The organism is Gemelliphila sp. 1F1 (assembly GCF_056897515.1).
The window spans coordinates 377,947-402,230 of record NZ_JBXHBE010000001.1; the positions used below are offsets into that span (position 1 = coordinate 377,947).

The following is a 24,284-nucleotide window of genomic DNA, read 5'->3' on the forward strand; positions in this document are numbered from 1 at the left end:
CCTCCAACATATTCTATAATAACATAGATATTACAAATTATTCAACTTATTTTAATAGATTCTTTAAATAGTGCATAATTATACCTGAAGTTACAGCAACATTCAAACTTTCTGCTACTCCCGACATATTTACTTTAATAGGATTATTTACTTTTGATAAAATATCATCTGATACTCCATTAGCTTCATTGCCTAAAATAATTGCCGATTTTTTAGGTTTCTTATGTATATCTTCTAAATAATATTTACCTGTTAATGAAGTTGCATAAATTTCATAGTCTTCTAATTTATCCATAAACTCTACAATATCTATGTTATCAAAACAATCTATATGAAAATTACTACCTTGCATGCTTCTCATAACTTTTTGATTATACATATTGGTAGTTCCCTTACCTAAAATAACACAATCATAACCAAAAGCATCAGCAGTTCTTATTATAGTACCAAGATTTCCTGGATCTTGTATTCTATCAAGTATAATAATGTCATTATAATTATCTAAAAATATCTTTTTTTCTGATATTTTACATAAAGCAAATATTCCTTGATTATTAACTGTGTCTGTTATATGTTTAGCTACAGCTTCATCTATGACATTAACCTTAATATTTTTATTTATAAAATCTAAATTTTTTAGGAAATTTTCTACTACAAATATTTCTAATGCGACTTCGTTCTTTACTGCTTCTTCAACTAAATGTAATCCATCTACAATATATTTTTTTTCTTTTTTTATATTTTTTACATCTTTTAACTTCAGTAACTCTTTTATTTTTTTATTATTACTTGATGTTATTTTCATTATATTAAAACTCCTGCATCTTCCATTGTAAATTAAATAATAATATGATATAATTCTCAATAGTTATTATATCATACCTAGGAGGATTCTATGCAATTTTTAATAACTTTATTAATAGTATTATTAGTTTTAGCTGCCATTGGTGGTTATAATTATTATAGAATTAATAGTGCAGTTAAAAAATTACCATATGCTGAATTCAAAAAAAATATACGTCAAGTTCAATTAATAGATGTTCGAGAAAAAGACGAATTTGTATATGCTCATATTAATGGAGCTAGAAATATTCCATTATCACAAATGTCATTCAAATATTCTTCGTTACTAAAAGATAAACCTATATATCTTTGTGATAAAAATGGATCACTTGCTCCACGCGCTGCTTTAACCCTTAAAAAAAATGGATATACTGACATCTATATGCTAAAAAATGGATTACAAGCATGGGAAGAAAATTTAAAAACTAAAAAATAAAAACACTTATCTTTAGAAATACTTATTAAAGATAAGTGTTTTTATTTTAAATAGCTATACCACTAAATATAAAATATTTGCTACATCTTGTCTACTAGGTAATAAAAGAGCTAGATTATACAAACCATAAAATTTTGATTATTAATTATATTAATCGAATTAATCTTTCTTTACCTTTACCTAGTAAAATATTATCATCTAATTCATCAAAAACGCTTAGCTTATCCCCAATATTTCTTTATAAAATTTCGTCTGTTTTTTAAATCACTGACATTTAGTATTACTTCTTTCAAATATATATCACTTTTATATTGATAACTCATAAATAATATTCTTTTAGAATACTAGTTAATTATAACGATTTTTCAACTGAATAGCTTACTAAGTTTATTAAAAAAAACAGTCCATAAAATATGAACTGTTTTCTAATCGACATAAAAGCCAATATATTAACGTTTTGAGAATTGTGGTGCACGACGTGCTCCTTTAAGACCGTATTTTTTACGTTCTTTCATACGTGGATCACGTGTTAACAATCCTGCTGGTTTTAAATCTTTACGATATTCTGGGTTTACTTCTAGTAATGCACGAGCAATTCCGTGACGAATTGCTTGAGCTTGACCAGTGTACCCTCCACCATGTACATTTACTAAAACGTCATAGTTTCCTGTAGTTGATGTTTTTTCTAATGGTTGCATTAAATCTAATATTAAAGACTCTAATGGTAAGTATTCACGCATTTCTCTATTGTTGATAGTTACTTTCCCAGTTCCTGGTACTAATCTTACACGTGCTACTGAACTTTTACGGCGTCCTGTTCCGCGATATTCTACTTGTGCCATTTAATTTTTCCTCCTATTATCCACGTAATTCATATTTTTCTGGTTTTTGTGCTGCATGTGGGTGCTCAGCTCCACGATAAACATGAAGTTTCATTCCTTGAGCTCTACCTAAAGTATTTTTTGGTAACATACCTTTGATAGACAATTCTAAAAGTTCTTCTGGATATTTTTCTATCATAGTTCCAGCAGTTCTTTCTTTTAATCCACCTGGGTGCATTGTGTGACGACGATAAATTTTATCTGTTAATTTTTTACCTGTCAATACAATTTTTTCAGCATTGATAATTATTACATTATCTCCAGTATCAATATGAGGTGTATAAGTAGGTTTATGTTTTCCTCTAAGTATTGATGCTACTTCTGATGATAAACGACCTAAAGTTTGTCCTTCAGCATCGATTACATACCATTTTTTTTCTACAGTTGATGGCTTTGCCATATAAGTTTGACGCATATGTCATTTCCTCCTAAGATGTTGTTTTAATCTGTCATAACGACTAAGTTTTCCGGGGCTTACTCGTGAAGATATATAAACAATATCAACAAGTATAATAACATTAATTTATATATCTTGTCAATATTTTTTGTTTACTTCTTTAAAATTTTTTTCTTATAATATAGAATGTAATCTAGCAATTACTTTATCTTTTCCTAATAATTCTAAACTAAGATTTAATTCTGGTCCATGCATTTGTCCTGTAGTTGCAATACGTATCGGCATAAATAAGTTTTTACCTTTTATACCTGTTTCTTTTTGAACTTCTTTTATAGATGATTTTATGTTATCAGCTGTAAATTCTTCTAAGTTTGCTATCTTAGTTATTAAAGTTTCAAATACATGTTTTGAAGTCTCTAAAGATATAATTTCTTTTTCTTCTTCTCCAAATACTAATTCTTCTTTGAAAAACATACTAGTTAATTCTACTATTTCTGCTCCAAAGCTCATCTGCGGTTGATATAACGCAATTAATTTATTAAACCATTCTTTATTATTTTCTACTTGCTCTTTAGATACAATTCCTTTATCTATTAAAAACGGAATTGACAAGTTTACTATTCTTTCTAAAGGCTGCTTTTTAATGTATTGATTATTTATCCATGTTAATTTTTGATTATCAAAGAATGCAGGTGATTTGCTAAGACGTTTTTCATCAAATATCTTTTCAAATTCTTCCTTGCTAAATATTTCTTCTTCACCTTCTGGTGACCAACCTAATAATGCTATAAAATTAAAAATAGCCTCTGGCAAATAACCTAAAGAATCATATTGTTCTATAAATTGAATAATAGTTTCATCACGTTTTGACAACTTCTTCTTATTTTCATTAACTATTAGTGTCATATGTCCAAAAATAGGTGGTGTAAATCCTAAAGCTTCATAAACCACTAATTGTTTCGGAGTATTAGAGATGTGATCATCACCTCTTAATACATGTGAAATTTCCATTAAATGATCATCAATTGCAACACAGAAATTATAAGTAGCTACTCCATCATTTTTTAGAATAACAAAATCTCCAAAATCTTTTCCTTCAAAACTTAAATCACCTTTAACCATATCATTAAAGCTATATGTTCTATCTTGTGGAACTCTAATACGAATAGCTGGCTTTCTTCCCTCTTTTTCAAAAGCTTCTTGCTGTTCTTTAGTTAAGTGTGCATGCTTACCACTATAACGAGGAGGTAATCCATTTTTTATTTGTTCTTCTCGTTCAGCTTCCAATTCCTCAGCAGTCATATAGCACTTATATGCTTTATCTTCTGCTAATAATTGTTCCGCATATTTTTTATAAATATCTAATCTTTCTGATTGTCTGTAAGGACCAAACTTACCTTCTTTATATATACCCTCATCATACTCTAATCCTAGCCATTTCATATATTGAAGTTGGCTTCTTTCACCTTCTTCTTTATTACGTTTGAAATCTGTATCTTCAATTCTTAATACAAAATCTCCTCCATAATGTTTAGCAAATAAATAATTAAATAATGCTGTTCGTGCATTACCTATATGTAAATTACCAGTTGGTGACGGTGCATATCTAACTCTTACTTTACTCATCTTTCTTCTTCCTCATTTTTTATTTTACATTTAATTATACTATATAAATAGATTAATCTCAACTAGCAATCAATATATTGAATATACAATTTTATCAATGTTTAAAACCTATCTTAAGAGAATATATCTTAAGATAGGTTTTAATTTAGTTATCTAGATTCTAATTTTTTAATAATTTGTTTGTCGTAATAATCATTTATATTTTTTAGACTGTGGATTTTATTTATGTATATGGTAGATATACTAACAACTACAATGACGATTAAACTTAAAACTATAAGAGAAACTATTACTGCACTTCCCTTTGTATTATTTTTTAATTTATCTAATTTTTTAATTATCATTTTCTCCCTTTTTATCTTCATCGGAATTTTCATTTTCTTCGGATTGTTCTTTTTTTATTTTTAACTTCAGCTTTCTCACATTATTTTCTCTATCTTTAATATTTATTGTTAATATTTCATTATTAATATCAAAAGAAGATTCTTTAATATTTTCTAACAAAAGAGAATAACCCCTAGCAGAATATTTATCTGGATTTTTTCTTTGCTTATATATTTTCTTGCTAGTAAACACAATCTTATCTTCAATATCTTCTTCTTTATTTATAAAATATATATTTTTTCCTACAACTTCCATTTTAGATGAATTATTATATATTTCAAAGATTTTTTTGTGCATCATTGCGTATTCATAATCACTATAACTCAAAAATCTTTTTGAAATATTTGAACTCAAATTTAAAATATAAGATAATAATATCACTAAGATAGATAATAATAAAACTGAAATAATTACCTCTATTAAAGTAAATCCTTTGTTACTATTTGTATTCAACAATATCACCTGTAATTAAATTCTCTATAGTTGCTCCACTATCCGTAACAACTATTTTATAGTCATCTCTTACAAGTTCAAATTGTTCATTGTCATTAATAGATAATTCTTCATACAGTATATATTTTAATTCTAATTTTTGTTCCATATCATTCAAATTATTATATTCAAGAACTAAATTTGGAATTAAAAATATTAGTATCAAAGAACATATAAATATCCCAGCTAAAACTTCTAACAATGTAAAACCTTTATTATTTTTCATTTACAGTTACATAACCTGTTTCTAGGTGTATTATTATTTCATATGTGCTATGCTTAAATTTTACCAAAACTGTATTAGCAATATTAACGTTTCCTTTATTGTATCTAAACTTAAAATCTCTATCCCCTGTTCCTGATACACCATATGCATTTATATATTTATCTTCTCTTATCGAATCACAATAAACAATATATCTATTTGACTCTTCAAAGAAATGAATAGAGTTTCCTTTATCACTAACTAAACTTTTAGTTTGTACTTTATAAATGTCTGATACAATTTCATTAACTGCAAGTCTTTCTTTGTATTTATCAAAAATTTTTACAGGATTATATGATAAAATTATAATTATTACACTTATTATAAATAATACACCTATAGTTTCTAATAAGCTAAATCCCTTATTGCTGTAAACTTGCTTTACCATTATTAATTATTACTGTTTTTCCATTAGGAGCTTTACTAGCTTCTTCAGCAGAACCTTCTAGATAACCTTTATCAACTAATTTTTGGAAAGTTACATTACTGTCATTTTCATTAATTTCGTAAGCTGTTATTTGAGACTGTACTGTCTTTACATATGCTTCTGAACTTTTATCTTTCGCTGTATCAAGATTTTTTGTAATATTAGGTATTATTAATAGTAACAATATTGCTATAATAAATATAACTATTAACATTTCTATCAAAGTAAATCCTTTTTTCCCTGAAAATTTTTTCTTTAATTTTATTAGTCTATTCATATTCTTTTCCTTTCTATTTTAATGTACTTGTCATATTAAATATAGGTAATAGTATCGTTAAATATAATCCCATTATGACAAAAGCTAGTAAAAAGAACAGTATGGGTTGAACTTTTTTCAATCTTATATCTATTAATTTTATAAAAGAATCTAGCATTATGTCACTATAAAGTTTTAATTCTTTATCTAACATACTATTTCTTATACCATGTACTATAAACTTACTAATATTAGAATCAAAATATATTATTTTTTGTACTGCATTTTCAAAGTTTTCTCCTAAAACTAATTCCTCTTTAATTTTCTCAGAAAATATAGTAAAGAAAAAATTGTAATCTTTTTTTATAATTTCTTCCAGAGCTGTTTTTACAGAAAAACCACTCATCAAAAACAAACTAAGTTCTGAAGAATATTGATAAGAAAAGTAATACTTATAATAAGTATTGATTAATGGTATTTTAGGAATAGTCTTTAAAAAAATTTGGGGTTTGTATTTAAAAGTGTACCAAATATAAATTGAAAAAGTGCATAATATAATAATTGTACCTACAAGTATTTTAGGTAAATAATATAAAATATTGATAAGTATAGTAACTTGTGTATCCATTTTTATATTTGAAGTTGTATAAATATTTTGAAATTGTGGGATAACTAACAAATTGAAAATAATAAGAAGTATAATAAGCATTGTAGTCAAAATCATGGGATATCTAATAGTTTTAATAATTTTATCTTTTTGATTTTTCTCTATTAATAAATAATTCTCTATTTCTAAAAGCATACTCTCTACTTTACCATAATACTCCGCAAACTGCATTCTACTAACTACTGCTTGAGAAAAAGATAGTTTTTCTAAAATGTAAGATAATTTTTTTCCACTAGCCATTTCTTCTTTCAATATAGAAATACGTTCTGCTGGAACATCATATTGAATCATCAAAAATTCTATAGACTCTTCTAACATATAGCCATGTTTTATTAATTCGTGAAGTCTTTTAATAAAATATATTTTATCGTCTTTGGATAAAAGTTTTTTAATATCCCCATTTTTCTTTTTCTTCATAAGATATTATACCTTCCTTATATGCATTATCAAATTTCTCCTGCATAGTAATAAAATTGACTTCATCTTTATGTAAATAGTTATAGAGAGCTTCTTTATCTAAAATTTCTGTAATTAATTGTCTTTCGTTGTTCTTTGTTTTTACTAATCTTTGTGAAATAATGCATAACAAAGTTTGTTTCAAATCTTCGATACTTATTCCTAAATCTAATAGTCTATTTATGACACCTATACAATTTTCTGCATGTATTGTCGTCAATAACAAGTGTCCAGAATAACTAGCTGTTATTACATATTTTGCAGTAACTCTATCTCTTACTTCTCCTACCATTATTACATCGGGATCACAACGTAATATAGATTTTAAAGCATTATCATAGTTTATTCCAGCTTTTTCATTAACTTGCATCTGTACTATTTTATCTATATTCTTTTCTACAGGATCTTCAATAGATATTATTTGTTTATTATAATTAGAAATATCTTTTGCTAACTTGTACATTGACGTTGATTTCCCACTACCAGTAGGTCCAGAAAATATAATAAGACCATTTGTATATTTTTTTAATGAGTCAATTTTTACTATATCTTCCGGTAACAAACTATAATTAACGTCATCAATTTCATCGGTAAAAACTCGAATAACACACCCTTCCATAATTTCTGTTAAAGGAAGTGTCGATACTCTTAAATAATATATTTTATCATTAAATGTATATTTGAATTTGCCACTTTGAGGGGTTTTATTTAGAGCTATATCTATATTGGCATTAAATTTTAAAAGGGAAATAACACTTTCTATCTCATCATTGTTTAATTTTATATGTTCTGATAACTCTCCTTTAATTCTAAACTTTATTTTATTAGTGTTATTTAATGTGGGGTAAATGTGAATATCACTTGCTTTATTTTCGATAGCAAAATCTAAAATTTCTTGCATTTGTTTCTTTACGTTTATAACTATCACCTACCTAAAAAAGAGAGTCTTTCGTAGACTCTCTTTTGGTAACAACGAATAACTAATTACAATTTACGCTTTTTTGAAAAAGAGTAGCCACTAAATCTTTCAATCACATCTTTTATTAGTTTAACATCATCAATAGTTAAATCATTAATTAAATCTATGACTTCTTCATGAATATCACCTACAATGATATCTCGCTTATCACCAGAATAACCTAAAAGCTGATCAACGGTAATTTTATATAAGTTAGCTATTGATATTATGGTATTGATATTAGGCTCGTTTCTTCCATATTCCCAGTTAGCATAAACTCCGTGAGAAGATAAACCTAATGTATTAGCTAATTCTACCATTGAATAACCGTGCTTTTTTCTAAGTTTTTTTAGATTGTTAGATAATACAGAATCCTTGGCTTGCATAATTATCCCTCCCATACACTTTTATTATATAATGTTTAACAAAAAAAATCAAAACACTACCAAAATTTATTTATTAATTTTAGCAATGAATTTTAGCGTATTCAATTACTTTTCTCTATAGTTCTAATAGTAATATGTTCTAATAATTTTCTATATACATACCCAGCAGCAATTAATCCAGCAACAGATGGACAAAAAGCATTAGATGACGGTGGGGTCTTTGCTTTTCTAATATGTGACTCTTGGTTCCCTATTCTTGTTGTATATTCTTCTCTAGGTATCAATGGGCTCTCTGTTGAATATATTACTGGAACTTTTCCTAAAACTTTTTCTTTTTTTAATTTTAATCTAATAACTTTAGATAATGGACAAATTTTTGTGTTTTTTATATCAGAAATCTCAAACTTTGTAGGATCTAATTTATTAGCCGCACCCATTACAGAAATGAATTTTATTTTATTTTTTAAACAATATTTAATTAAATGAATTTTATATGTTACAGTGTCACATGCATCTATTACAAAATCTAATGGTCTCTCATAAAATTCTGTATAAGTATCCTCTGTATAGAAATTTTTTAGTGCTATGACTTCACATTCAGGATTTATAGCTAATATTCTTTTTTTCATCTCTTCTACTTTACTATTTCCTACTGTTAATGTATTAGCGTGTATTTGCCTATTGATATTAGTTACATCAATATTATCTTTATCCATTAATACTAAAGATCCTATACCACTTCTGGCTAAAGCCTCAGCCGCAAAAGAACCTACCCCTCCTATACCTAAAATAGCTACTCTACTGTTTTTTAATATATTTAGACCTTCTTCTCCAATTACTAATTCATTCCTTGAAAATTGATGTAACACCCTTATCCTCCTACTAATTATAAATTATTTCTATATTGCCTAAACAAAATCTATTCATTAAATTTCTATTCATCAAATATTGTAAATTTATATTTATTGTGTAATAAAAATCTACAACTAAAAAATGACTTAGGCAAGCTAAGTCATTAGACCGAAGTATCGTAGAAACTTATAAAAATTGGTCCTGATATAATCAGGTGGGTATAATAGCTCTACTTTCTTTAATCTTAGCGTCATAAAGAGGCTAAGCACATAATACTTATAGAAGATTCTTATTCCCTTAAAAAAAGTGTTAGGCCCGAATATAAATAAGCCCTACGAATACTTAAGTTCTATATACATTCTACCATATTTTTTTATACTTAACAATATATTTATAATATTTTTTATAATTTAATTATAAGTAAATTATAATTAATTGAAGCTTATAAGACTCTATATTATAACGTTTTTGTATTTATCTGTAAATTTTTACAGTAATTTTCGCAAGAATTTCCCTGTATAACTTTTTTGTATTGTAGCCAATTTTTCCGGAGAACATTCAGCTAATATTGTACCTCCACCTTGACCACCTTCTGGTCCTAAATCTATTAAATGATCACAGCATTTTATAACATCTAAATTATGTTCTATTACCACTACAGTATTTCCACCATCAACTAATTTATCTATTATTTTTATTAATCTGCTTATGTCATCAATATGCAATCCAGTAGTAGGCTCATCCAAAATATACAATGTCTTTCCAGTAGATTTTTTATATAATTCACTGGCTAATTTAACACGTTGGGCTTCTCCACCAGATAATGTAGTAGCACTCTGCCCTAAACGAATATATTCTAATCCTACATCAACCATAGTTTTAATTTTATTTTGTATTTTGGGGATATTACTAAAGAATTCTGCCGCTTCGCCTACTGTCATATCTAATACATCACTTATAGTTTTTCCTTTATATTTTATCTCTAGCGTTTCTCGATTATATCTTTTTCCATTACAAACTTCACAAGGAACATAAACATCAGGTAAAAAATGCATTTCTATTTTCAAAATACCATCACCTGTACAAGCTTCACAACGCCCACCTTTAACATTAAAACTAAAACGTCCTTTTTTATAACCTCTAAGTTTAGCTTCATTAGTAGTAGCATATAGATCTCTTATATCATCAAAAACACCTATATATGTAGCCGGATTACTCCTTGGAGTTCTTCCAATTGGACTTTGATCAATATCAATAACTTTATCTATATTCTCTGCAACACCCGTTACACTTTTTACTACTGTCGTATCTATATCTTCTTTATTTAAAATATTTTTAACTGATTTATACAATATTTCATTTACTAAAGTCGATTTACCACTACCAGAAACTCCGGTAACACCTACAAATTTTCCTAAAGGTATTTTGACATTGACATTTTTTAAATTATTTTGGTTAGCTTTTTTAATTTCTATAAAATTTCCATTTCCAGTTCTTCGCTCTGTAGGTACTTCAATTTTTTTTCTGCCAGAAAGATAAGCTCCAGTTATAGAATTAGGATTATCCATTATTTCCTTAGGTGTACCAATTGCAATAACTTCTCCTCCATGTTCTCCTGCTTTAGGTCCTATATCTACTATATAATCACAAGCTAACATAGTATCTTCATCGTGTTCAACAACCAAAACAGTATTGCCAAGATCTTTCATTGATATCATTGTATTGATTAATTTTTCATTATCTCTTTGATGAAGACCGATAGAAGGTTCATCTAAAATATATGTTACTCCCATCAATTTTGACCCAATTTGTGTTGCAAGCCTTATACGTTGGGCTTCTCCTCCTGACAAAGTTCCTGATGATCTATCTAATGTTAAATAATCAAGCCCTACATCATTAAGAAATTGTAAACGAGAAGTTATTTCTTTTAATACTAATTTTGCTATTGTAAAATCTTTATCACTTAATTTTATATTTGTAAAAAAATCATAACTTTCTTTTATCGACATTTTAGTAATATCCGCAATATTATTTTTAGCAACATATACCGATAATATCTCAGGTTTTAATCGTTGGCCGTTACAAGTTTTACATTTATCTTCTTTTATATACTTCGCCATTGCTTCTCTAGATGTTTTAGTCATTCCAGACGTATAACGACGATATATTACAGTTGCTATACCTTCAAAATAAATAACTCTTGTTCTTACAATCCCCTCATCATTAATATATTTATGGGTAACTTCTGTTTCCTTATTTCCATAGAATATTATATCTTGTTGTTCCTTAGAAAGTTTTTTAAAACTTATATCCATATCAATATTAAATTTTTCACAAACTGCTTTAATAAGACTCGGGTAATAAACAGACGTGGAATTATTGAATAGTAATATAGCTCCCTCATTTATAGATTTATCCCAATCAATTACTTTACTAATATCAACAGTTTCGTGGATACCTAAACCGTCACAAGATGGACAAGCACCTTGAGGATTATTAAAAGAAAATATTCTAGGCTCTAAATCACCCATTGTAAAATCACAATATTTACAGCTATGTTTAGTAGAGTATAGATATATTTTATTTTCTTTTATATCTTCTATTTCAACTAAACCATTATCTGATAAATTTAATGATGCTTCTATCGAATCCGCTAATCTAGTTTGAATATCATCTTTTATAATTATTCTATCTACTACTACACTTATACTATGTTTTTTATTTTTCTCTAAATCAGGTAAAAAATCCGACTCATAACTTTCCCCATCTATTTTAAATCGTAAATAGCCATCTTTAACTAATTTTTCTAATAGTTTTTTATGAGTCCCTTTTTTATCTTTTATCATAGGAGCTATTACTTGTATCCTACTTTTTTCTGGCAATTTCATAACTGAATCTACTATTTGACTAATAGAGCTGCTTTCTATTTTTATATTATGATTAGGACAATATATTTCACCTATACGTGCATAAAGTAATCTCAAATAGTCATATATTTCTGTAACAGTAGATACAGTAGAACGTGGATTCTTGGAAGTTGTTTTTTGATTAATTGATATTGCTGGTGATAAACCTTCTATTAGATCAACATCAGGTTTGTCTACATTTCCTAGAAATTGTCTAGCATAAGCGCTTAGGCTTTCCACATATCTTCTTTGACCTTCTGCATATATTGTATCGAATGCTAAAGAACTTTTTCCACTACCACTTAACCCAGTAATAACTACAAATTTATCACGAGGTATTTCTAAATTTATATTTTTTAAATTATTTTCCCTTGCTCCTTGAATAACAATTTTATTTTTCTTCTGCATATTATAAATCTTCCAATCTTAAATTATATTTTTATATGATAACATAGTTCGATAAATTTTTCATTAAATCTAACACAAAAAAGAACTCTATTTAAATAGAGTTCTTTAAAATATTTATGTTAAATCGTTAGTATAACTATTAATATCCCATATCTAAGTCATAAAGTTGTCGATATTTACTATTTGTTCTATACAATTCTTCATGACTGCCTTGCATTTCAATTTTTCCATCCTTTATAAAAATTATTCTATCCATATTTTCTATAGAATTCATATGATGAGTTATCCACAATATTGTTTTATCTTTACTGTTATCAAAAATAGTTTTTAACAATTCTTTTTCTGTTTTTGGATCTAGTCCTACTGTAGGTTCATCTAATAACAGCAGTTCATTATTTTGAATCAGAGTTCTAGCAAATGCTAATCGTTGACGTTCTCCACCAGAAAATCTTCCTCCCGATTCATAAACACTGGTATTTAATTTATTAGGTAATTCATCTATTAAATTTTTAATTTGTACTTTTTCTAAGCTATCTTCTATATCTAATTCTTTATAATTATCATCTAATACTGATAATTCAATATTTTCTTTAATAGTCATATCAAATAAATAAGGTTTTTGGTTTAATAACGAAATCTTACTTCCTAACAATTTTTCATTAGGTTTATACCCTAAAATAGATATATCACCAGTATAATTTGTATATGTTCCTGTTAACACTTTAATTAAAGTTGATTTTCCTACTCCACTACGTCCTAAAATAGCAATTTTTTCTCCACATTTAACTTTTAAATCTATACCGTTTAAAACGGGAGTTTTATCATCATATGAAAATTTAAGATTATTAACTTCTATTATATAATCACTATCTTTTTTTTCTAAATCAACATTAGATATATTTTCTTCAGATTTATAAAATTGTTTAACCCTATCAATAGAAACTTGATATGCCGGAATTTGTGAAATTGCTTCTCCAGTCATAACTACTACTGATAATACCGATAATGTAACCATACAAAATGATGCTATATAAACATTTTCTATTGTATTATTTATTATCATATTTCTACAACTATAAACCATAAATAAAGCTACAGAAGCTGCTAGTATTTGAATTATTACTTCTCTTATATGGATAAATAACTTAGTTTTATGCTCTTTTTTCAACAAAATATCTTCTTTACTTCTATAATCTTTTATAAAATCTTCTTCTTTATTAGCCGAAACTAAATCTGATATTCCAAAAATTGCATTAGTAAAATCCTTATAAAGTTCATATTTTGAATTTTTCATAATAGCTAAATTATTTCTAGTTACTATTAGTGAAATAAAAGGAATAACAAATATTATAAACACTCCAAAAAGTGTTGCTAAAATTGCATAAGATGCATCATATCCAAACATTACGGTAATAAAAATTACATAAAGTAATAATGATATAATACTAGGAAATATACTCTTTAAATAAATATTTTGCAAATGTTCAATATCTTCAGATATTAATCCTAACAAGTCTCCTGATTTATAAGTTTTCTTTAATCTAAGTGCCATAGGTTCCAATATTACGTATACTTTACTTCTCATTTTTTCAATAATTTTAAGAACTAAATCATGGCTAACTAATCTTTGTATATAAGAAAATACTGATTGAGAAAGTGAGAATGTTCTCGTTAATACTGTAGGTACTTGTAGCATTAATATATTACCTATTTTTAATGATGATTTACTTATTAAAAAACCTGAAACATACATTAATGCAGCACCACTTATCACAGAAAGTAAACCTAGAATTATTATTAAAGACATTTGACTTTTATTATTCTTTACATCTTTTACAATTAATGAATCTGTTGTCATTATTTACCTCCTGTTAATAAATATTTTAAATTTTCATACTTTTTAGATTTTCTATAAGTATCTAACTTTTCAAAATCTACTATTTCTCCTGCCTTCATATGTACTACATAATCCATATCGTTAAGCCAATGTAGTCTATGTGTTGCAATAATGACTGTCTTGTCTTCAAATAAGTTTAGTAATTTTTCTTTTATTTCAAATTCTGTTTCTATATCTAAATGGCTTGTAGGTTCATCTAATATAATTATTTTATGATCACTTATTAACGATCTTGCTATAGCTATCCTTTGAGCTTGACCTCCACTAAGTTCTAAGCCACTCTCCCCTATTAAAGTATCATATTTATTATCTAAGTTTTCAATAAAATCAGTTAATCCTACAATACTACATACCTCTTTTAGACGCTCATCTGTTACTTTATCTTTGGCATAAAATAAAATATTTTCTTTAATAGACATAGGAAATATGTATGGAAATTGTGAAATATATGACACATTGCTTATCCAATTTGAATTTTTCAACTCTATTACTTCATTATTTAATTTTATAGTTCCCGATGTAGCATCTAAAAAACTTGCTAGAACAGATATAAGTGTAGTCTTTCCACTTCCACTATGCCCTACTATACAAATTTTATCACCTTTATTTATAGTTAAATTAACATCTTTTAATATAGTATTTTCTTCTTTTTCAACTACTATATTTTCTAAATGTAATGTTTCAAAATTATTGATAATTTTTTTATCAGTTTTAAAATTAGGTTTGTTATTGATTACTCTAAGTATTTCTTCATACGCTACTTGTCCATTTAACGAAGCATGATAATCAGTTGCTGCTTGTTTCATCGGCAAGAAAAACTCAGGAGCTATTAATAATACAGTTAATGATGGCAGTAAATAAACTTCACCATCTAACAGTAAAATACCTAGCCTTACAGCTAAAAAAGCAATAGCTAATGTTGTCAAAATATCTAGTGCAAAACTATTTAAAAATGCATACCTAAGTGTAGTCATTGTACTTTTTCTATACTCTTTGCTTTTTTCTTCCATTATTGGTAAGTAATTTTTACTAATTCCTAAAAATTTTAAACTTTCTATACCTCTTATTGTATCAATAAAGTTATTAGACAGCATTCTATATTTTTTGTATTGTTTATCTGACATTTCTCTAGCAGTTACACCAAGTAATATCATAAATATAACTATAACAGGTAAAAATGAAGAAATCATTATAGCTGAAACACGATCTGTATAAAAAATAAAAAATACAATAAAAGTAGGTATTATAATACTTCTAAGTTTCTTAGATACGTTTAACTCAAAATAATTTTTTACTTGACCTAGCCCCTCAATAGCTAATGTAACAGATTTTCCAGTTCCTTCTTTTTGCACAAAATCTAATCCATTAACTAAATAACTATTTATAAGATCTTGTCGTAATTTTTTCTCCAATTTAACTGCTTCTAATTCTGTAAAATATTGTTGTAAATGTAAAAATACTGTCCTTAATACATATCCTGTAAAAAATAATAGTGCCTCTTTTTCAATGTTATAATTACCATTAAATAACAATACTATTGCTTTAGCTAAAAAAGCAGTTTGTAAAATTATACAAACTGCTTCTAGTACTGAAAATATTAATAACAAAAGGTTCAAGCTATTTTTTACAGGAAGTTTTATCTTTTTCTTCCTAGCTTTTTTTACCATTAATTAATACTCCAATTCATCTTCTTTTTTAAGTCTTTGTCTGAATACATAATAAGACCACACTTGGTACCCTAAAACAAAAGGTAACATAAAGCATGCAATTATCGTCATAAGTTTTAACGTGTATCCACCACTAGCCGCATCATATATGAATAATGATTGAGACACATCTTCACTATTGATAATAGCTCTTGGAAATAATCCTACAAAAACACTTATTGTTAAAAATCCTAGTGTAGCTCCAGTTGCTAAAAATGCTTTTAAGTCTTTTCCTTGCTTATTAAAAATGAAAGATAAAACAAAGAATACTACTGCCACTAATGCTAATACAAGTCCTATGTAATAATGTCTTGTAAATATATCTGTTTTAAATAATGCCCAAACTGCAAAAATTAATGTTACTACTGCTGTAAATGGGAATAATAAACTAGATACATTTCTAGCTCCTTGACGCAAGTCTCCTTCTGTTTTTAGAGCCAAGAATTGTGCTCCGTGAACTAACATAAGAAGTAACATCATTATACCACCTAATACTGTAAATGGCGATAATAACCCTAAAAATCCTTCTGTTAAAGATTTATTTTCATCAAGTTTTGCACCAGTCATAAAGTTAGCTACTGCCACCCCCCATAAAATCGGAGGCAGAATACTTCCAACTAACATCGCTAGATCGAATGTCTTAATCCACTTTTTATTATCTCCTAATTTACCACGAAATTCAAATGAAACGCCTCGTAATATTAGAGCTACTAACATTAAAACAAATGCTATATAATATCCACTAAATAATTTACCATACCAAATAGGAAATGCTGCAAACATTGCACCTCCCCCTGTTAGTAACCAAACCTCATTGGCATCCCAGAACGGACCTATGGTATTAAAATACACTCTTTTTTCTAAATCATTACGTCCTAATAGTTGAGCTAAAACTCCTACTCCAAAATCATAACCTTCTAGAATAAAGAATCCTGTGAACAATACTGTTATCAAAATAAACCATATATTTGGTAATGCTACTGACCAATCCATACTATATTACCTCCTCTACAGTTGATTCTTTTTTCTTCATCATATATCTAAATAAGATAAATTGTGCAAATCCTAATATTGTATATAATGCACAGAATACAATTAATGAGAATAATACTGAATTAGCAGATATCGGAGAAACTCCGGCACTAGTTGGCATTAGTCCAAAAATTATAAATGGTTGACGTCCAATTTCTGCCATTATCCACCCAGAAGCGGCTGCTAATTCTGCAAATAATATAGTCCATGGCATAACTTTTAAGAACCATTTACTTTCATTTTTATTTTTTCTAAATGCATAATATGTACCTATTAATCCTAATAAGAACAATAACGCACCTACTCCTGACATCAATCTAAATGTATAGAATATTAATGTAACTTCTGGAATATAATTCAAGTGTTCTCCTACTACTGGATAGTATTTTTGATCCATTTCTTCTTGTAAAGTTTTCATACCTTTTAATGAACCTTCAAATTTATCGTAAGATAAGAAACTTAACAATCCAGGAACTTCTAAGATTGGTTCTGATGATTGTTGTTTTTCATTAATTTTGGCTAATATAGTAAATGGTGCTGGATCAGAAGAATCTTCATATAATGCTTCTGCTGCAGCGACTTTCATTGGATACTCACGAACTAAGTATTGCATTTGTGAATGTCCGCTCCACAGTAAGCCCATAGAACCTATAAGACCTGCTACTATAGAAACTTTAAATGCTTTTCTAAACATTGTAACTTCATGTTTTCTACTAATTTTCCAACAAGCTATACCTGCTATCAAGAATGCTCCGATAGTTAATGATGTAGCTAATACGTGCGGAAATTGATTCCATAAATAACTATTGGTAATTATCGCCCAAAAATCAACCATTTCTGCTTTTTTTCCAATTACATCATTTTCCACTACTTTGAATCCTACTGGACGTTGCATAAATGAGTTAGCTGATAAAATCCAAAAAGCTGATAACATAGTACCAATAGATACTAACCATATACACATTGCGTGTAATTTTTTATTAATTTTCTCCCATGAGAAAATCCAAATTCCAATAAACGTAGATTCTAAATAAAATGCTAGCAATGCTTCTACTGCCAATGATGGACCGAAGACGTCACCAACAAAAGATGAATATTCAGACCAGTTCATACCAAATTGGAATTCTTGTAAAATACCTGTTACAACTCCTACAGCAAAGTTAATCAAGAATAAATGACCGAAAAATTTCGTTATTCTTTTATAATGCTCATCACCTGTTCTAACGTACATAGTTTCAAATATTGCAACTAAGAATACCATACCTATAGTTATTGGTACGAAGAAAAAGTGAAATATTGTTGTTGCAGCAAATTGTAACCTAGAAAGTAATAATAAATCCACTTTAATTTCCTCCTTACAATTTTATATAAATAATAAATAAAAAAATTATTACACTATAATTTTAATATATTATAATGTAATAATAAATAAAAATAATTAATTTAAAGTATATTTTAGAAAAACAATCATTAAAACGACACATTTTAGACACAAATTACAATTACGAATGAGTTGCTCCTAAAAACAAACTTATAACTAACACTAATAATATTATCAAGCATATGGTAATATATGTATAATCTTTTTCAATATAATATTGTATGAACATGCAAAAAACTCTAATTATAGGTGTTAAAATAAGAACAAATATTCCTAACATTAAAAATGCTCTTGAATTAAAATTAAGTAAATCATTTTTTAGTACTTTGAAATCGTAATGTTCTAAATTGTAGTTAAAATTATTTTCTACAACAGCCAAAATTATTCCTATGATAATTAAAATAGAACTAGTTAATACTCCTGTTACTAAAACTTTTGATATTCTTTTTGCCATAGTATCACTATTCATCTAGATTACCCCCAGTCCTTTCAGTAACATATTGATTATAGTAAATAATAAAATAGGTAGAAATATTAATCTTATATACTTAGCATTAATATGTTGCATTACTTTAGCTCCACTTCTTGAACCGATTAACGCTCCTAAAGCAACCGGAGCAACAATATACGGATTAATAGTTCCATTAAAAAAATATATTAATGCACTCGCACATGCAGTTACTCCCATCATAAAATTACTTGTAGCTGTGCTAACCTTAATAGGTAACCTCATATAATTATCAAGAGCTATAACTTTAAATGCACCACTTCCTATTCCTAACATACCACTAGCTACTCCTGCTCCAAACATTACTAAAGATCCTTGCGGTACATTAGTTACATTATATTTCACAACCTTATTCTCTGCCTTATCATAATATTGTGATGCAAAGTCTAACCTTTTAGAATATTTATCATTTTCTATATTATCATTATAACTCTTCAATTTTTTTATTATACCAGATTTCTTCAACATTCCATAAAAAGCGTTAATCAAAATTAATGAGAAAAATATATACAATGCTTTCGAAGAGAAAAGTCCTGAAATTATAGCGCCTATAATTCCTCCTACAGTTGTAAAAATTTCAAGAAATAATCCTATTTTAACATTAGATAATCCATCTTTAACAAACGCAACAGCAGCCCCACTACTGGTAGCTATTACTGCTACTATACTAGCGCCAATAGCATATTTTATATCAACACCAAACAAAATTGTTAATACTGGAGTAATAATTAACCCTCCACCTAATCCTACTAAAGACCCTATAAATCCAGCCAAACATGACCATATTATTAAATATATTATATCTGTCATCGTATTTTCTCCTCGTTAATCTTTAGCATAAATTACTAAACACTGTTTATTTGTTATTAACTCAATATTTTTGTCCTCTACAAATTCATTACTTGTTGCACTCGGTCTAACCAAGGATAATATTAAATTATTTGCATTATACTTAGCATTTTTTATCGTTATAGCAGTATTTTCATAAATAGGGACAAAAGAAATATATTTATATCTCCTGTTATTTTTAATAATATGAGTTCCTTTATTAACTACATACATAATATTATTATCATCTACTATAGTTAAATTTAACTTTTCATATTTTTTGTTATTTAAAAGCAGCATGTTACCGTAGAAATGATCTAGACGTTTTCCTGTTGCTCCATAAATATTTACTTTTTTAATATTAGGGAAATCTTTTGTAATCTTCTCCAAAGCAAATTCCCCATCAGTTAAATTTTGACTATTTTTTTTTCTAAACAAAATATTATCATTCTCAAAAATTTTGGTAGTTTTTAACGAATCAAAATCTCCATAAACTGCCAAAGGCATTATATTATTATCTAGTAAATATTCTACACCCGAATCCACAGCACACCAGTTATTTGTTTCAGGTAAAGATTTAGGAACTAATCCTCCAAACATCAAATTCAATTCTCTAATTTCTAATATATTCATAATTATTTTAATAGTTCTTTTAATGTATCTTCTTTATTTTCTGCGCCAAATAAAAACGATCCACACACTAAAAGATCTGCCCCTGCATCTCTACATTCTTTTGAAGTTTGAATATTTATACCACCATCTACTTCTATCATAAATTTATAATTATTAGAACTTCGAATATCAGATAATTCTTTTATTTTATTTATCATTTCAGGAATAAAACTTTGTCCTCCAAAACCTGGATTTACAGTCATTATTAAAACATAATCAACTTTATGCAGTAAATGCCTTATTGAAGTAATAGCTGTTTGTGGATTCAAAACTATTCCCGCTTTTTTTCCATTATCTTTTATTAATTGTAGTAGTCTATCAGCATGATTCGTCGCTTCTATATGAAAAGATATCATATCTGCGCCAATATCGCAGAATTGTTCAACATAAAGCTCTGGTTTATCTATCATTAAATGCACATCAAATACGCTATTAGACACTTTTCTTATAGATTCTATAATAGGGAATCCTAGTGATATGTTAGGAACAAAATTCCCATCCATAACATCTATATGAAACATATCCACTCCTAAACTTTCCATATTTTTAATATCTCTTTCTAAATTAGCAAAATCTGCTGATAAAATTGACGGTAATATTTTTTTCATAATTAATATCTCCTTTTTTGTTCTTTTTTTTCATTAAATATAGTTTTATAATTTTCATACCTAGTTAAATATTTACTACCATTATTTTTTAATTCTTCTTTAATTTGACAATTAGGTTCATCAATATGATTACATGTTTGATACTTGCAATTTGTATCACCAAACTCTTTAAACAAATATTTTAATTCTTCTTTTTCTATAAATGTAATATCTAATGATGAAAAACCCGGAGTGTCGGCAATATAAAAATCATCAATTTTATGAAATTCTATATGTCTTGTAGTGTGCTTACCTCTTCCCAAAGCTTTTGAAATATTTGCTGTTTCAATGTTAAGTAATCCGCTAGATAAAGTATTTATAAATGTTGATTTACCACTACCAGATTGTCCTGAAATTGAAATAAATTTTCCACTAACTATGTTTTTAAATTTATCTATATCTTCTTTAGAGTTAGTTAATACAATATATCCTAGTTTTTCATAATAATTCATAATTTCTGTAAATTCTTCAAATTCATTATTATTAGTTACCAAATCTAACTTAGTAAATACTATAATACTTGATACAGAACTATACTCAGCAAGTATTAACATTTTATCTAGTAACTTACTAGAAAAATCTGGATCTTTTATAGATGTAACTACAACATTATAATCAACATTGGCAACTTTAGGCCTCAGTAGTTCATTAGTACGTTCTTCTATATTAGTAATATAACCTATAGAATCTTCTTTTATTTTTGTAGTTACTATATCTCCTACTAAAGGGGAAATATTACTATTTCTAAAATTTCCTCTAGCTCGAGCTGTTATGATTTCTCCATTTTCTAATAACACATAATAAAAACCACTTAGTGCTTTAACAATTTTACCTGTCTTTTCTAACATTATTCTCCTTTAATACTACAATCACAAGTTAGACAATTTCTTAAAAACATATCGTCTTTTTGCTTATCCATATGAGTAGAAAAATTGCTTGATATTTTATCCATTACTTCGTCAAAAATATTTTGTAGCCTGCGTTCAGTATATCGTAATTTAACAACATCTGGAATATCAAAAAAATATTTTTTTAATTCGTTAAACTGACGATTCTTTTCTTGGTATTCTTTACTATAAATAGTGTATTTTTCTTTTAATTTTTCTAACTCTTTATTAATATCTAAAATTTCATTATAAGTTTTTTGTACTGTTAAATTTTTATTATATTCTTTGACAGCAGTAATATAATTAATATAATATTTCGAACTATATATACTTTCTAAAAATTTGTCTATATAGTCATAAATTTCCAAGTAATTAGTCATGATTAAGTACCTTTTTAGTTATTTCTTGTCTAGTTAAGTTTGATATCTCTTCCATTTCTAAAGCGTGTTGTAAGGACAATTTAGTCTTAGTTGTCCCTGACATCATACGAGCCACTTCTTCTATTTTTTCTTTGCCTGAGAGTTCTCTTATTATAGATATAGTTCTCTCATCGATAACTTCTTTACTTATTAGTAGATTATTATCTGCAAGTGAAGTTGTTTGTGGTAAATGAGAAATACACAATACTTGTGATTTAACTGCTAATTGATACATTTTTTCTGCCATACGTTGCGATACTCTACCACTAACTCCTGTATCAATCTCATCAAATATAATAGATACTGCATCAATACTACTAGAAAAAATAATTTTAAGTGCCAACATTATTCTAGATAATTCTCCACCAGAAGCTACTTTTGATAAAGATTTTAAAGGTTCTCCGTAATTTGCACTTATCAGTATTTTTATACTATCTTGACCATCATTAGCAAAATCTTTTTCTTTAAAATCAATCTTTATAATACTCTTTTCCATACATAAAAATTTTAATTCGTCTTGTATTTTTAATTCTAAATCTGTAGCGATAGTTTGTCTAATCTTAGTTAATTTATTAGCTAATTCTTTAAGTTCTATTTTTAACTTACTTTGTTCTTCTTGATATTGATTAAAATTTTCTTCATAGTTTTCTAGTTCGTAAAGTTCTTGTTTTATACTTTCTTTAAATATAATTAATTCATTTAACGATTTTGAATATTTCTTTTCCAAAGATTTAATTTTCGATAATCTAAATTCTACTTCATTTAATCTACCTTCATCATACTCTATATGGTTATTAAATCGTGATAAATCATACTGTAAATCTTCTAAAATGTAATAAAAATTTGTTATCTCTTCACTTTTTTCTTCAAAGTTATTATTATACTTACTTAGTTTGCTTAAATTTTCTTTAATATTATATAGCCCTGTAAGTACTCCATAATCTCCTGATAACTCTTCTGATATAGCATAAGTTATAGTATTTATTTTTTCGTAGTTTTGTAAATAATCTCTTTCTTCTATTAATGAAATATCTTCATCTTTTTCTAATTCCAGAACATCTATTTCTTCGTACTGATATTTTAAGAAATCAACTTTTTGTAATATCTCACTTTCTTGTTTCTTTAATGCATTTATTTTTTCTGTAATATGCTTATATTCATTATATTTTTCTTTATAACTTGATAAAACTGAATATATTTTATCTTTACCATATGAATCTAATAGTTTTATATGATTTTTTTCTATTAATAATATTTGATTATCATGCTGTTCATGAATGTCTAGTAAATATGAGGCAATACTTTTTAGTGTTGTTAAATTAACTATTGTATTATTTACACGACAAACACTTTTTCCGCTACTATAGATATCTCTTCTAATAATAATTGTATCTTCATCTATTTCTATATCTAAATCATTTAATATTTTTGTTAAACTATTATCATTTGGAAAATCAAATATTCCCTCTACTGTCGCCTTATCTTCACCGTGTCTTATATATGACGTAGATGTTCTTTGACCTGATAATTGTGAAATAGCTGCCAAAATCATAGATTTTCCTGCTCCCGTTTCTCCGCTTAAAACCGTCAAACCTTTACCCAGCTCTACAGTAGCATTTTGTATAATACCAAATTGTTTTATATTTAATTGTATTAACATAAAATCT

At 27.0% G+C, this 24,284-nt stretch carries 26 protein-coding genes and 1 other RNA gene; 1 reads left to right on the top strand and 26 read right to left on the bottom strand.

The window, feature by feature from the left end:
• Window positions 1-46 precede the first annotated feature (46 nt).
• On the bottom strand, window positions 47-805 hold the full coding sequence (locus AC1XWJ_RS01750; protein ID WP_483334131.1) for a TrmH family RNA methyltransferase: 759 nt from the start codon (window positions 803-805) through the stop codon (window positions 47-49).
• Between the two features lie 90 nt (window positions 806-895).
• On the opposite strand from AC1XWJ_RS01750, the gene AC1XWJ_RS01755 reads away from it, so the two are divergent.
• On the top strand, window positions 896-1,279 hold the full coding sequence (locus AC1XWJ_RS01755) for a rhodanese-like domain-containing protein (RefSeq protein WP_483334133.1): 384 nt from the start codon (window positions 896-898) through the stop codon (window positions 1,277-1,279).
• A gap of 449 nt (window positions 1,280-1,728) precedes the next feature.
• Here the strand turns inward: AC1XWJ_RS01755 and rpsI are convergent, their stop codons facing one another.
• The 25 genes from rpsI to recN all read right to left on the bottom strand — a co-directional run bounded on the left by rpsI (window position 1,729) and on the right by recN (window position 24,277).
• The gene (gene rpsI, locus AC1XWJ_RS01760; RefSeq protein WP_483334134.1) at window positions 1,729-2,121 is read right to left on the bottom strand and encodes a 30S ribosomal protein S9; all 393 of its coding nucleotides are present in this window, start codon (window positions 2,119-2,121) and stop codon (window positions 1,729-1,731) included.
• A gap of 16 nt (window positions 2,122-2,137) precedes the next feature.
• Entirely contained in the window at window positions 2,138-2,575 is a 438-nt protein-coding gene (gene rplM, locus AC1XWJ_RS01765; protein WP_483334135.1) for a 50S ribosomal protein L13, read from the bottom strand.
• Window positions 2,576-2,731: 156 nt separating this feature from the next.
• Window positions 2,732-4,183 (bottom strand): glutamate--tRNA ligase, encoded by a 1,452-nt coding sequence (gltX, locus tag AC1XWJ_RS01770; protein WP_483334137.1) that lies wholly within the window; start codon window positions 4,181-4,183, stop codon window positions 2,732-2,734.
• 149 nt (window positions 4,184-4,332) lie between these two features.
• On the bottom strand, window positions 4,333-4,527 hold the full coding sequence (locus AC1XWJ_RS01775) for a hypothetical protein (RefSeq protein ID WP_483334138.1): 195 nt from the start codon (window positions 4,525-4,527) through the stop codon (window positions 4,333-4,335).
• Window positions 4,517-5,020 carry a prepilin-type N-terminal cleavage/methylation domain-containing protein gene (locus tag AC1XWJ_RS01780; protein WP_483334140.1) on the bottom strand — a complete coding sequence of 168 codons (504 nt, stop codon included), beginning with the start codon at window positions 5,018-5,020 and terminating at the stop codon, window positions 4,517-4,519. The genes AC1XWJ_RS01775 and AC1XWJ_RS01780 overlap by 11 nt, the downstream gene beginning before the upstream one ends.
• Complete coding sequence (locus AC1XWJ_RS01785) at window positions 5,007-5,285, bottom strand: prepilin-type N-terminal cleavage/methylation domain-containing protein (protein ID WP_483334141.1); 279 nt, start codon at window positions 5,283-5,285, stop codon at window positions 5,007-5,009. The genes AC1XWJ_RS01780 and AC1XWJ_RS01785 overlap by 14 nt, the downstream gene beginning before the upstream one ends.
• The gene (locus AC1XWJ_RS01790) at window positions 5,275-5,712 is read right to left on the bottom strand and encodes a prepilin-type cleavage/methylation domain-containing protein (protein WP_483334143.1); all 438 of its coding nucleotides are present in this window, start codon (window positions 5,710-5,712) and stop codon (window positions 5,275-5,277) included. The genes AC1XWJ_RS01785 and AC1XWJ_RS01790 overlap by 11 nt, the downstream gene beginning before the upstream one ends.
• On the bottom strand, window positions 5,687-6,028 hold the full coding sequence (comGC, locus tag AC1XWJ_RS01795) for a competence type IV pilus major pilin ComGC (RefSeq protein ID WP_483334144.1): 342 nt from the start codon (window positions 6,026-6,028) through the stop codon (window positions 5,687-5,689). The genes AC1XWJ_RS01790 and comGC overlap by 26 nt, the downstream gene beginning before the upstream one ends.
• A gap of 13 nt (window positions 6,029-6,041) precedes the next feature.
• Window positions 6,042-7,091 (bottom strand): competence type IV pilus assembly protein ComGB, encoded by a 1,050-nt coding sequence (gene comGB, locus AC1XWJ_RS01800; RefSeq protein WP_483334145.1) that lies wholly within the window; start codon window positions 7,089-7,091, stop codon window positions 6,042-6,044.
• Window positions 7,063-8,058: a competence type IV pilus ATPase ComGA gene (gene comGA, locus AC1XWJ_RS01805; RefSeq protein WP_483334146.1), complete on the bottom strand. Its 996-nt coding sequence runs from the start codon at window positions 8,056-8,058 to the stop codon at window positions 7,063-7,065. The genes comGB and comGA overlap by 29 nt, the downstream gene beginning before the upstream one ends.
• Window positions 8,059-8,114: 56 nt before the next feature.
• A complete protein-coding gene (locus AC1XWJ_RS01810) occupies window positions 8,115-8,474 on the bottom strand; it encodes a helix-turn-helix domain-containing protein (protein WP_483334147.1) in 360 nt (119 codons plus the stop codon).
• Window positions 8,475-8,575: 101 nt separating this feature from the next.
• The gene (locus AC1XWJ_RS01815) at window positions 8,576-9,343 is read right to left on the bottom strand and encodes a tRNA threonylcarbamoyladenosine dehydratase (RefSeq protein WP_483334148.1); all 768 of its coding nucleotides are present in this window, start codon (window positions 9,341-9,343) and stop codon (window positions 8,576-8,578) included.
• A 144-nt stretch (window positions 9,344-9,487) separates the two neighbouring features.
• A non-coding RNA gene (gene ssrS, locus AC1XWJ_RS01820) (6S RNA) lies at window positions 9,488-9,679 on the bottom strand.
• Window positions 9,680-9,814: 135 nt separating this feature from the next.
• Complete coding sequence (uvrA, locus tag AC1XWJ_RS01825; RefSeq protein WP_483334149.1) at window positions 9,815-12,640, bottom strand: excinuclease ABC subunit UvrA; 2,826 nt, start codon at window positions 12,638-12,640, stop codon at window positions 9,815-9,817.
• A 139-nt stretch (window positions 12,641-12,779) separates the two neighbouring features.
• Window positions 12,780-14,498, bottom strand: coding sequence for a thiol reductant ABC exporter subunit CydC (gene cydC / locus AC1XWJ_RS01830; protein ID WP_483334151.1), 1,719 nt, complete (start codon window positions 14,496-14,498; stop codon window positions 12,780-12,782).
• The gene (cydD, locus tag AC1XWJ_RS01835) at window positions 14,498-16,204 is read right to left on the bottom strand and encodes a thiol reductant ABC exporter subunit CydD (protein WP_483334152.1); all 1,707 of its coding nucleotides are present in this window, start codon (window positions 16,202-16,204) and stop codon (window positions 14,498-14,500) included. The genes cydC and cydD overlap by 1 nt, the downstream gene beginning before the upstream one ends.
• Before the next feature lie 3 nt (window positions 16,205-16,207).
• A complete protein-coding gene (cydB, locus tag AC1XWJ_RS01840) occupies window positions 16,208-17,236 on the bottom strand; it encodes a cytochrome d ubiquinol oxidase subunit II (protein WP_483334154.1) in 1,029 nt (342 codons plus the stop codon).
• 1 nt (window position 17,237) lies between these two features.
• Window positions 17,238-18,617 carry a cytochrome ubiquinol oxidase subunit I gene (locus AC1XWJ_RS01845; protein WP_483334155.1) on the bottom strand — a complete coding sequence of 460 codons (1,380 nt, stop codon included), beginning with the start codon at window positions 18,615-18,617 and terminating at the stop codon, window positions 17,238-17,240.
• Between the two features lie 160 nt (window positions 18,618-18,777).
• Window positions 18,778-19,125 (bottom strand): DUF1634 domain-containing protein, encoded by a 348-nt coding sequence (locus AC1XWJ_RS01850; RefSeq protein ID WP_483334156.1) that lies wholly within the window; start codon window positions 19,123-19,125, stop codon window positions 18,778-18,780.
• Window positions 19,126-19,974 carry a sulfite exporter TauE/SafE family protein gene (locus AC1XWJ_RS01855; protein ID WP_483334157.1) on the bottom strand — a complete coding sequence of 283 codons (849 nt, stop codon included), beginning with the start codon at window positions 19,972-19,974 and terminating at the stop codon, window positions 19,126-19,128.
• Window positions 19,975-19,989: 15 nt separating this feature from the next.
• Entirely contained in the window at window positions 19,990-20,625 is a 636-nt protein-coding gene (locus tag AC1XWJ_RS01860; protein ID WP_483334158.1) for a thiamine diphosphokinase, read from the bottom strand.
• A 2-nt stretch (window positions 20,626-20,627) separates the two neighbouring features.
• The gene (gene rpe / locus AC1XWJ_RS01865; protein WP_483334159.1) at window positions 20,628-21,272 is read right to left on the bottom strand and encodes a ribulose-phosphate 3-epimerase; all 645 of its coding nucleotides are present in this window, start codon (window positions 21,270-21,272) and stop codon (window positions 20,628-20,630) included.
• 2 nt (window positions 21,273-21,274) lie between these two features.
• Window positions 21,275-22,159 (bottom strand): ribosome small subunit-dependent GTPase A, encoded by an 885-nt coding sequence (rsgA, locus tag AC1XWJ_RS01870; RefSeq protein WP_483334160.1) that lies wholly within the window; start codon window positions 22,157-22,159, stop codon window positions 21,275-21,277.
• Window positions 22,159-22,578: a YlbF family regulator gene (locus AC1XWJ_RS01875; RefSeq protein WP_483334161.1), complete on the bottom strand. Its 420-nt coding sequence runs from the start codon at window positions 22,576-22,578 to the stop codon at window positions 22,159-22,161. The genes rsgA and AC1XWJ_RS01875 overlap by 1 nt, the downstream gene beginning before the upstream one ends.
• Complete coding sequence (recN, locus tag AC1XWJ_RS01880) at window positions 22,571-24,277, bottom strand: DNA repair protein RecN (RefSeq protein WP_483334162.1); 1,707 nt, start codon at window positions 24,275-24,277, stop codon at window positions 22,571-22,573. The genes AC1XWJ_RS01875 and recN overlap by 8 nt, the downstream gene beginning before the upstream one ends.
• Window positions 24,278-24,284: the final 7 nt, after the last annotated feature.

Bases quoted from the DNA above. Each gene is read 5' to 3' on its own strand.
- AC1XWJ_RS01750 (WP_483334131.1), bottom strand. From the start codon at position 805: ATGAAAATAACATCAAGTAATAATAAAAAAATAAAAGAGTTACTGAAG.
- AC1XWJ_RS01755 (WP_483334133.1), top strand. From the start codon at position 896: ATGCAATTTTTAATAACTTTATTAATAGTATTATTAGTTTTAGCTGCC.
- rpsI (WP_483334134.1), bottom strand. From the start codon at position 2,121: ATGGCACAAGTAGAATATCGCGGAACAGGACGCCGTAAAAGTTCAGTA.
- rplM (WP_483334135.1), bottom strand. From the start codon at position 2,575: ATGCGTCAAACTTATATGGCAAAGCCATCAACTGTAGAAAAAAAATGG.
- gltX (WP_483334137.1), bottom strand. From the start codon at position 4,183: ATGAGTAAAGTAAGAGTTAGATATGCACCGTCACCAACTGGTAATTTA.
- AC1XWJ_RS01775 (WP_483334138.1), bottom strand. From the start codon at position 4,527: ATGATAATTAAAAAATTAGATAAATTAAAAAATAATACAAAGGGAAGT.
- AC1XWJ_RS01785 (WP_483334141.1), bottom strand. From the start codon at position 5,285: ATGAAAAATAATAAAGGTTTTACATTGTTAGAAGTTTTAGCTGGGATA.
- AC1XWJ_RS01790 (WP_483334143.1), bottom strand. From the start codon at position 5,712: ATGGTAAAGCAAGTTTACAGCAATAAGGGATTTAGCTTATTAGAAACT.
- comGC (WP_483334144.1), bottom strand. From the start codon at position 6,028: ATGAATAGACTAATAAAATTAAAGAAAAAATTTTCAGGGAAAAAAGGA.
- comGB (WP_483334145.1), bottom strand. From the start codon at position 7,091: ATGAAGAAAAAGAAAAATGGGGATATTAAAAAACTTTTATCCAAAGAC.
- AC1XWJ_RS01810 (WP_483334147.1), bottom strand. From the start codon at position 8,474: ATGCAAGCCAAGGATTCTGTATTATCTAACAATCTAAAAAAACTTAGA.
- uvrA (WP_483334149.1), bottom strand. From the start codon at position 12,640: ATGCAGAAGAAAAATAAAATTGTTATTCAAGGAGCAAGGGAAAATAAT.
- cydC (WP_483334151.1), bottom strand. From the start codon at position 14,498: ATGACAACAGATTCATTAATTGTAAAAGATGTAAAGAATAATAAAAGT.
- cydD (WP_483334152.1), bottom strand. From the start codon at position 16,204: ATGGTAAAAAAAGCTAGGAAGAAAAAGATAAAACTTCCTGTAAAAAAT.
- cydB (WP_483334154.1), bottom strand. From the start codon at position 17,236: ATGGATTGGTCAGTAGCATTACCAAATATATGGTTTATTTTGATAACA.
- AC1XWJ_RS01850 (WP_483334156.1), bottom strand. From the start codon at position 19,125: ATGAATAGTGATACTATGGCAAAAAGAATATCAAAAGTTTTAGTAACA.
- AC1XWJ_RS01855 (WP_483334157.1), bottom strand. From the start codon at position 19,974: ATGACAGATATAATATATTTAATAATATGGTCATGTTTGGCTGGATTT.
- AC1XWJ_RS01860 (WP_483334158.1), bottom strand. From the start codon at position 20,625: ATGAATATATTAGAAATTAGAGAATTGAATTTGATGTTTGGAGGATTA.
- rpe (WP_483334159.1), bottom strand. From the start codon at position 21,272: ATGAAAAAAATATTACCGTCAATTTTATCAGCAGATTTTGCTAATTTA.
- rsgA (WP_483334160.1), bottom strand. From the start codon at position 22,159: ATGTTAGAAAAGACAGGTAAAATTGTTAAAGCACTAAGTGGTTTTTAT.
- AC1XWJ_RS01875 (WP_483334161.1), bottom strand. From the start codon at position 22,578: ATGACTAATTACTTGGAAATTTATGACTATATAGACAAATTTTTAGAA.
- recN (WP_483334162.1), bottom strand. From the start codon at position 24,277: ATGTTAATACAATTAAATATAAAACAATTTGGTATTATACAAAATGCT.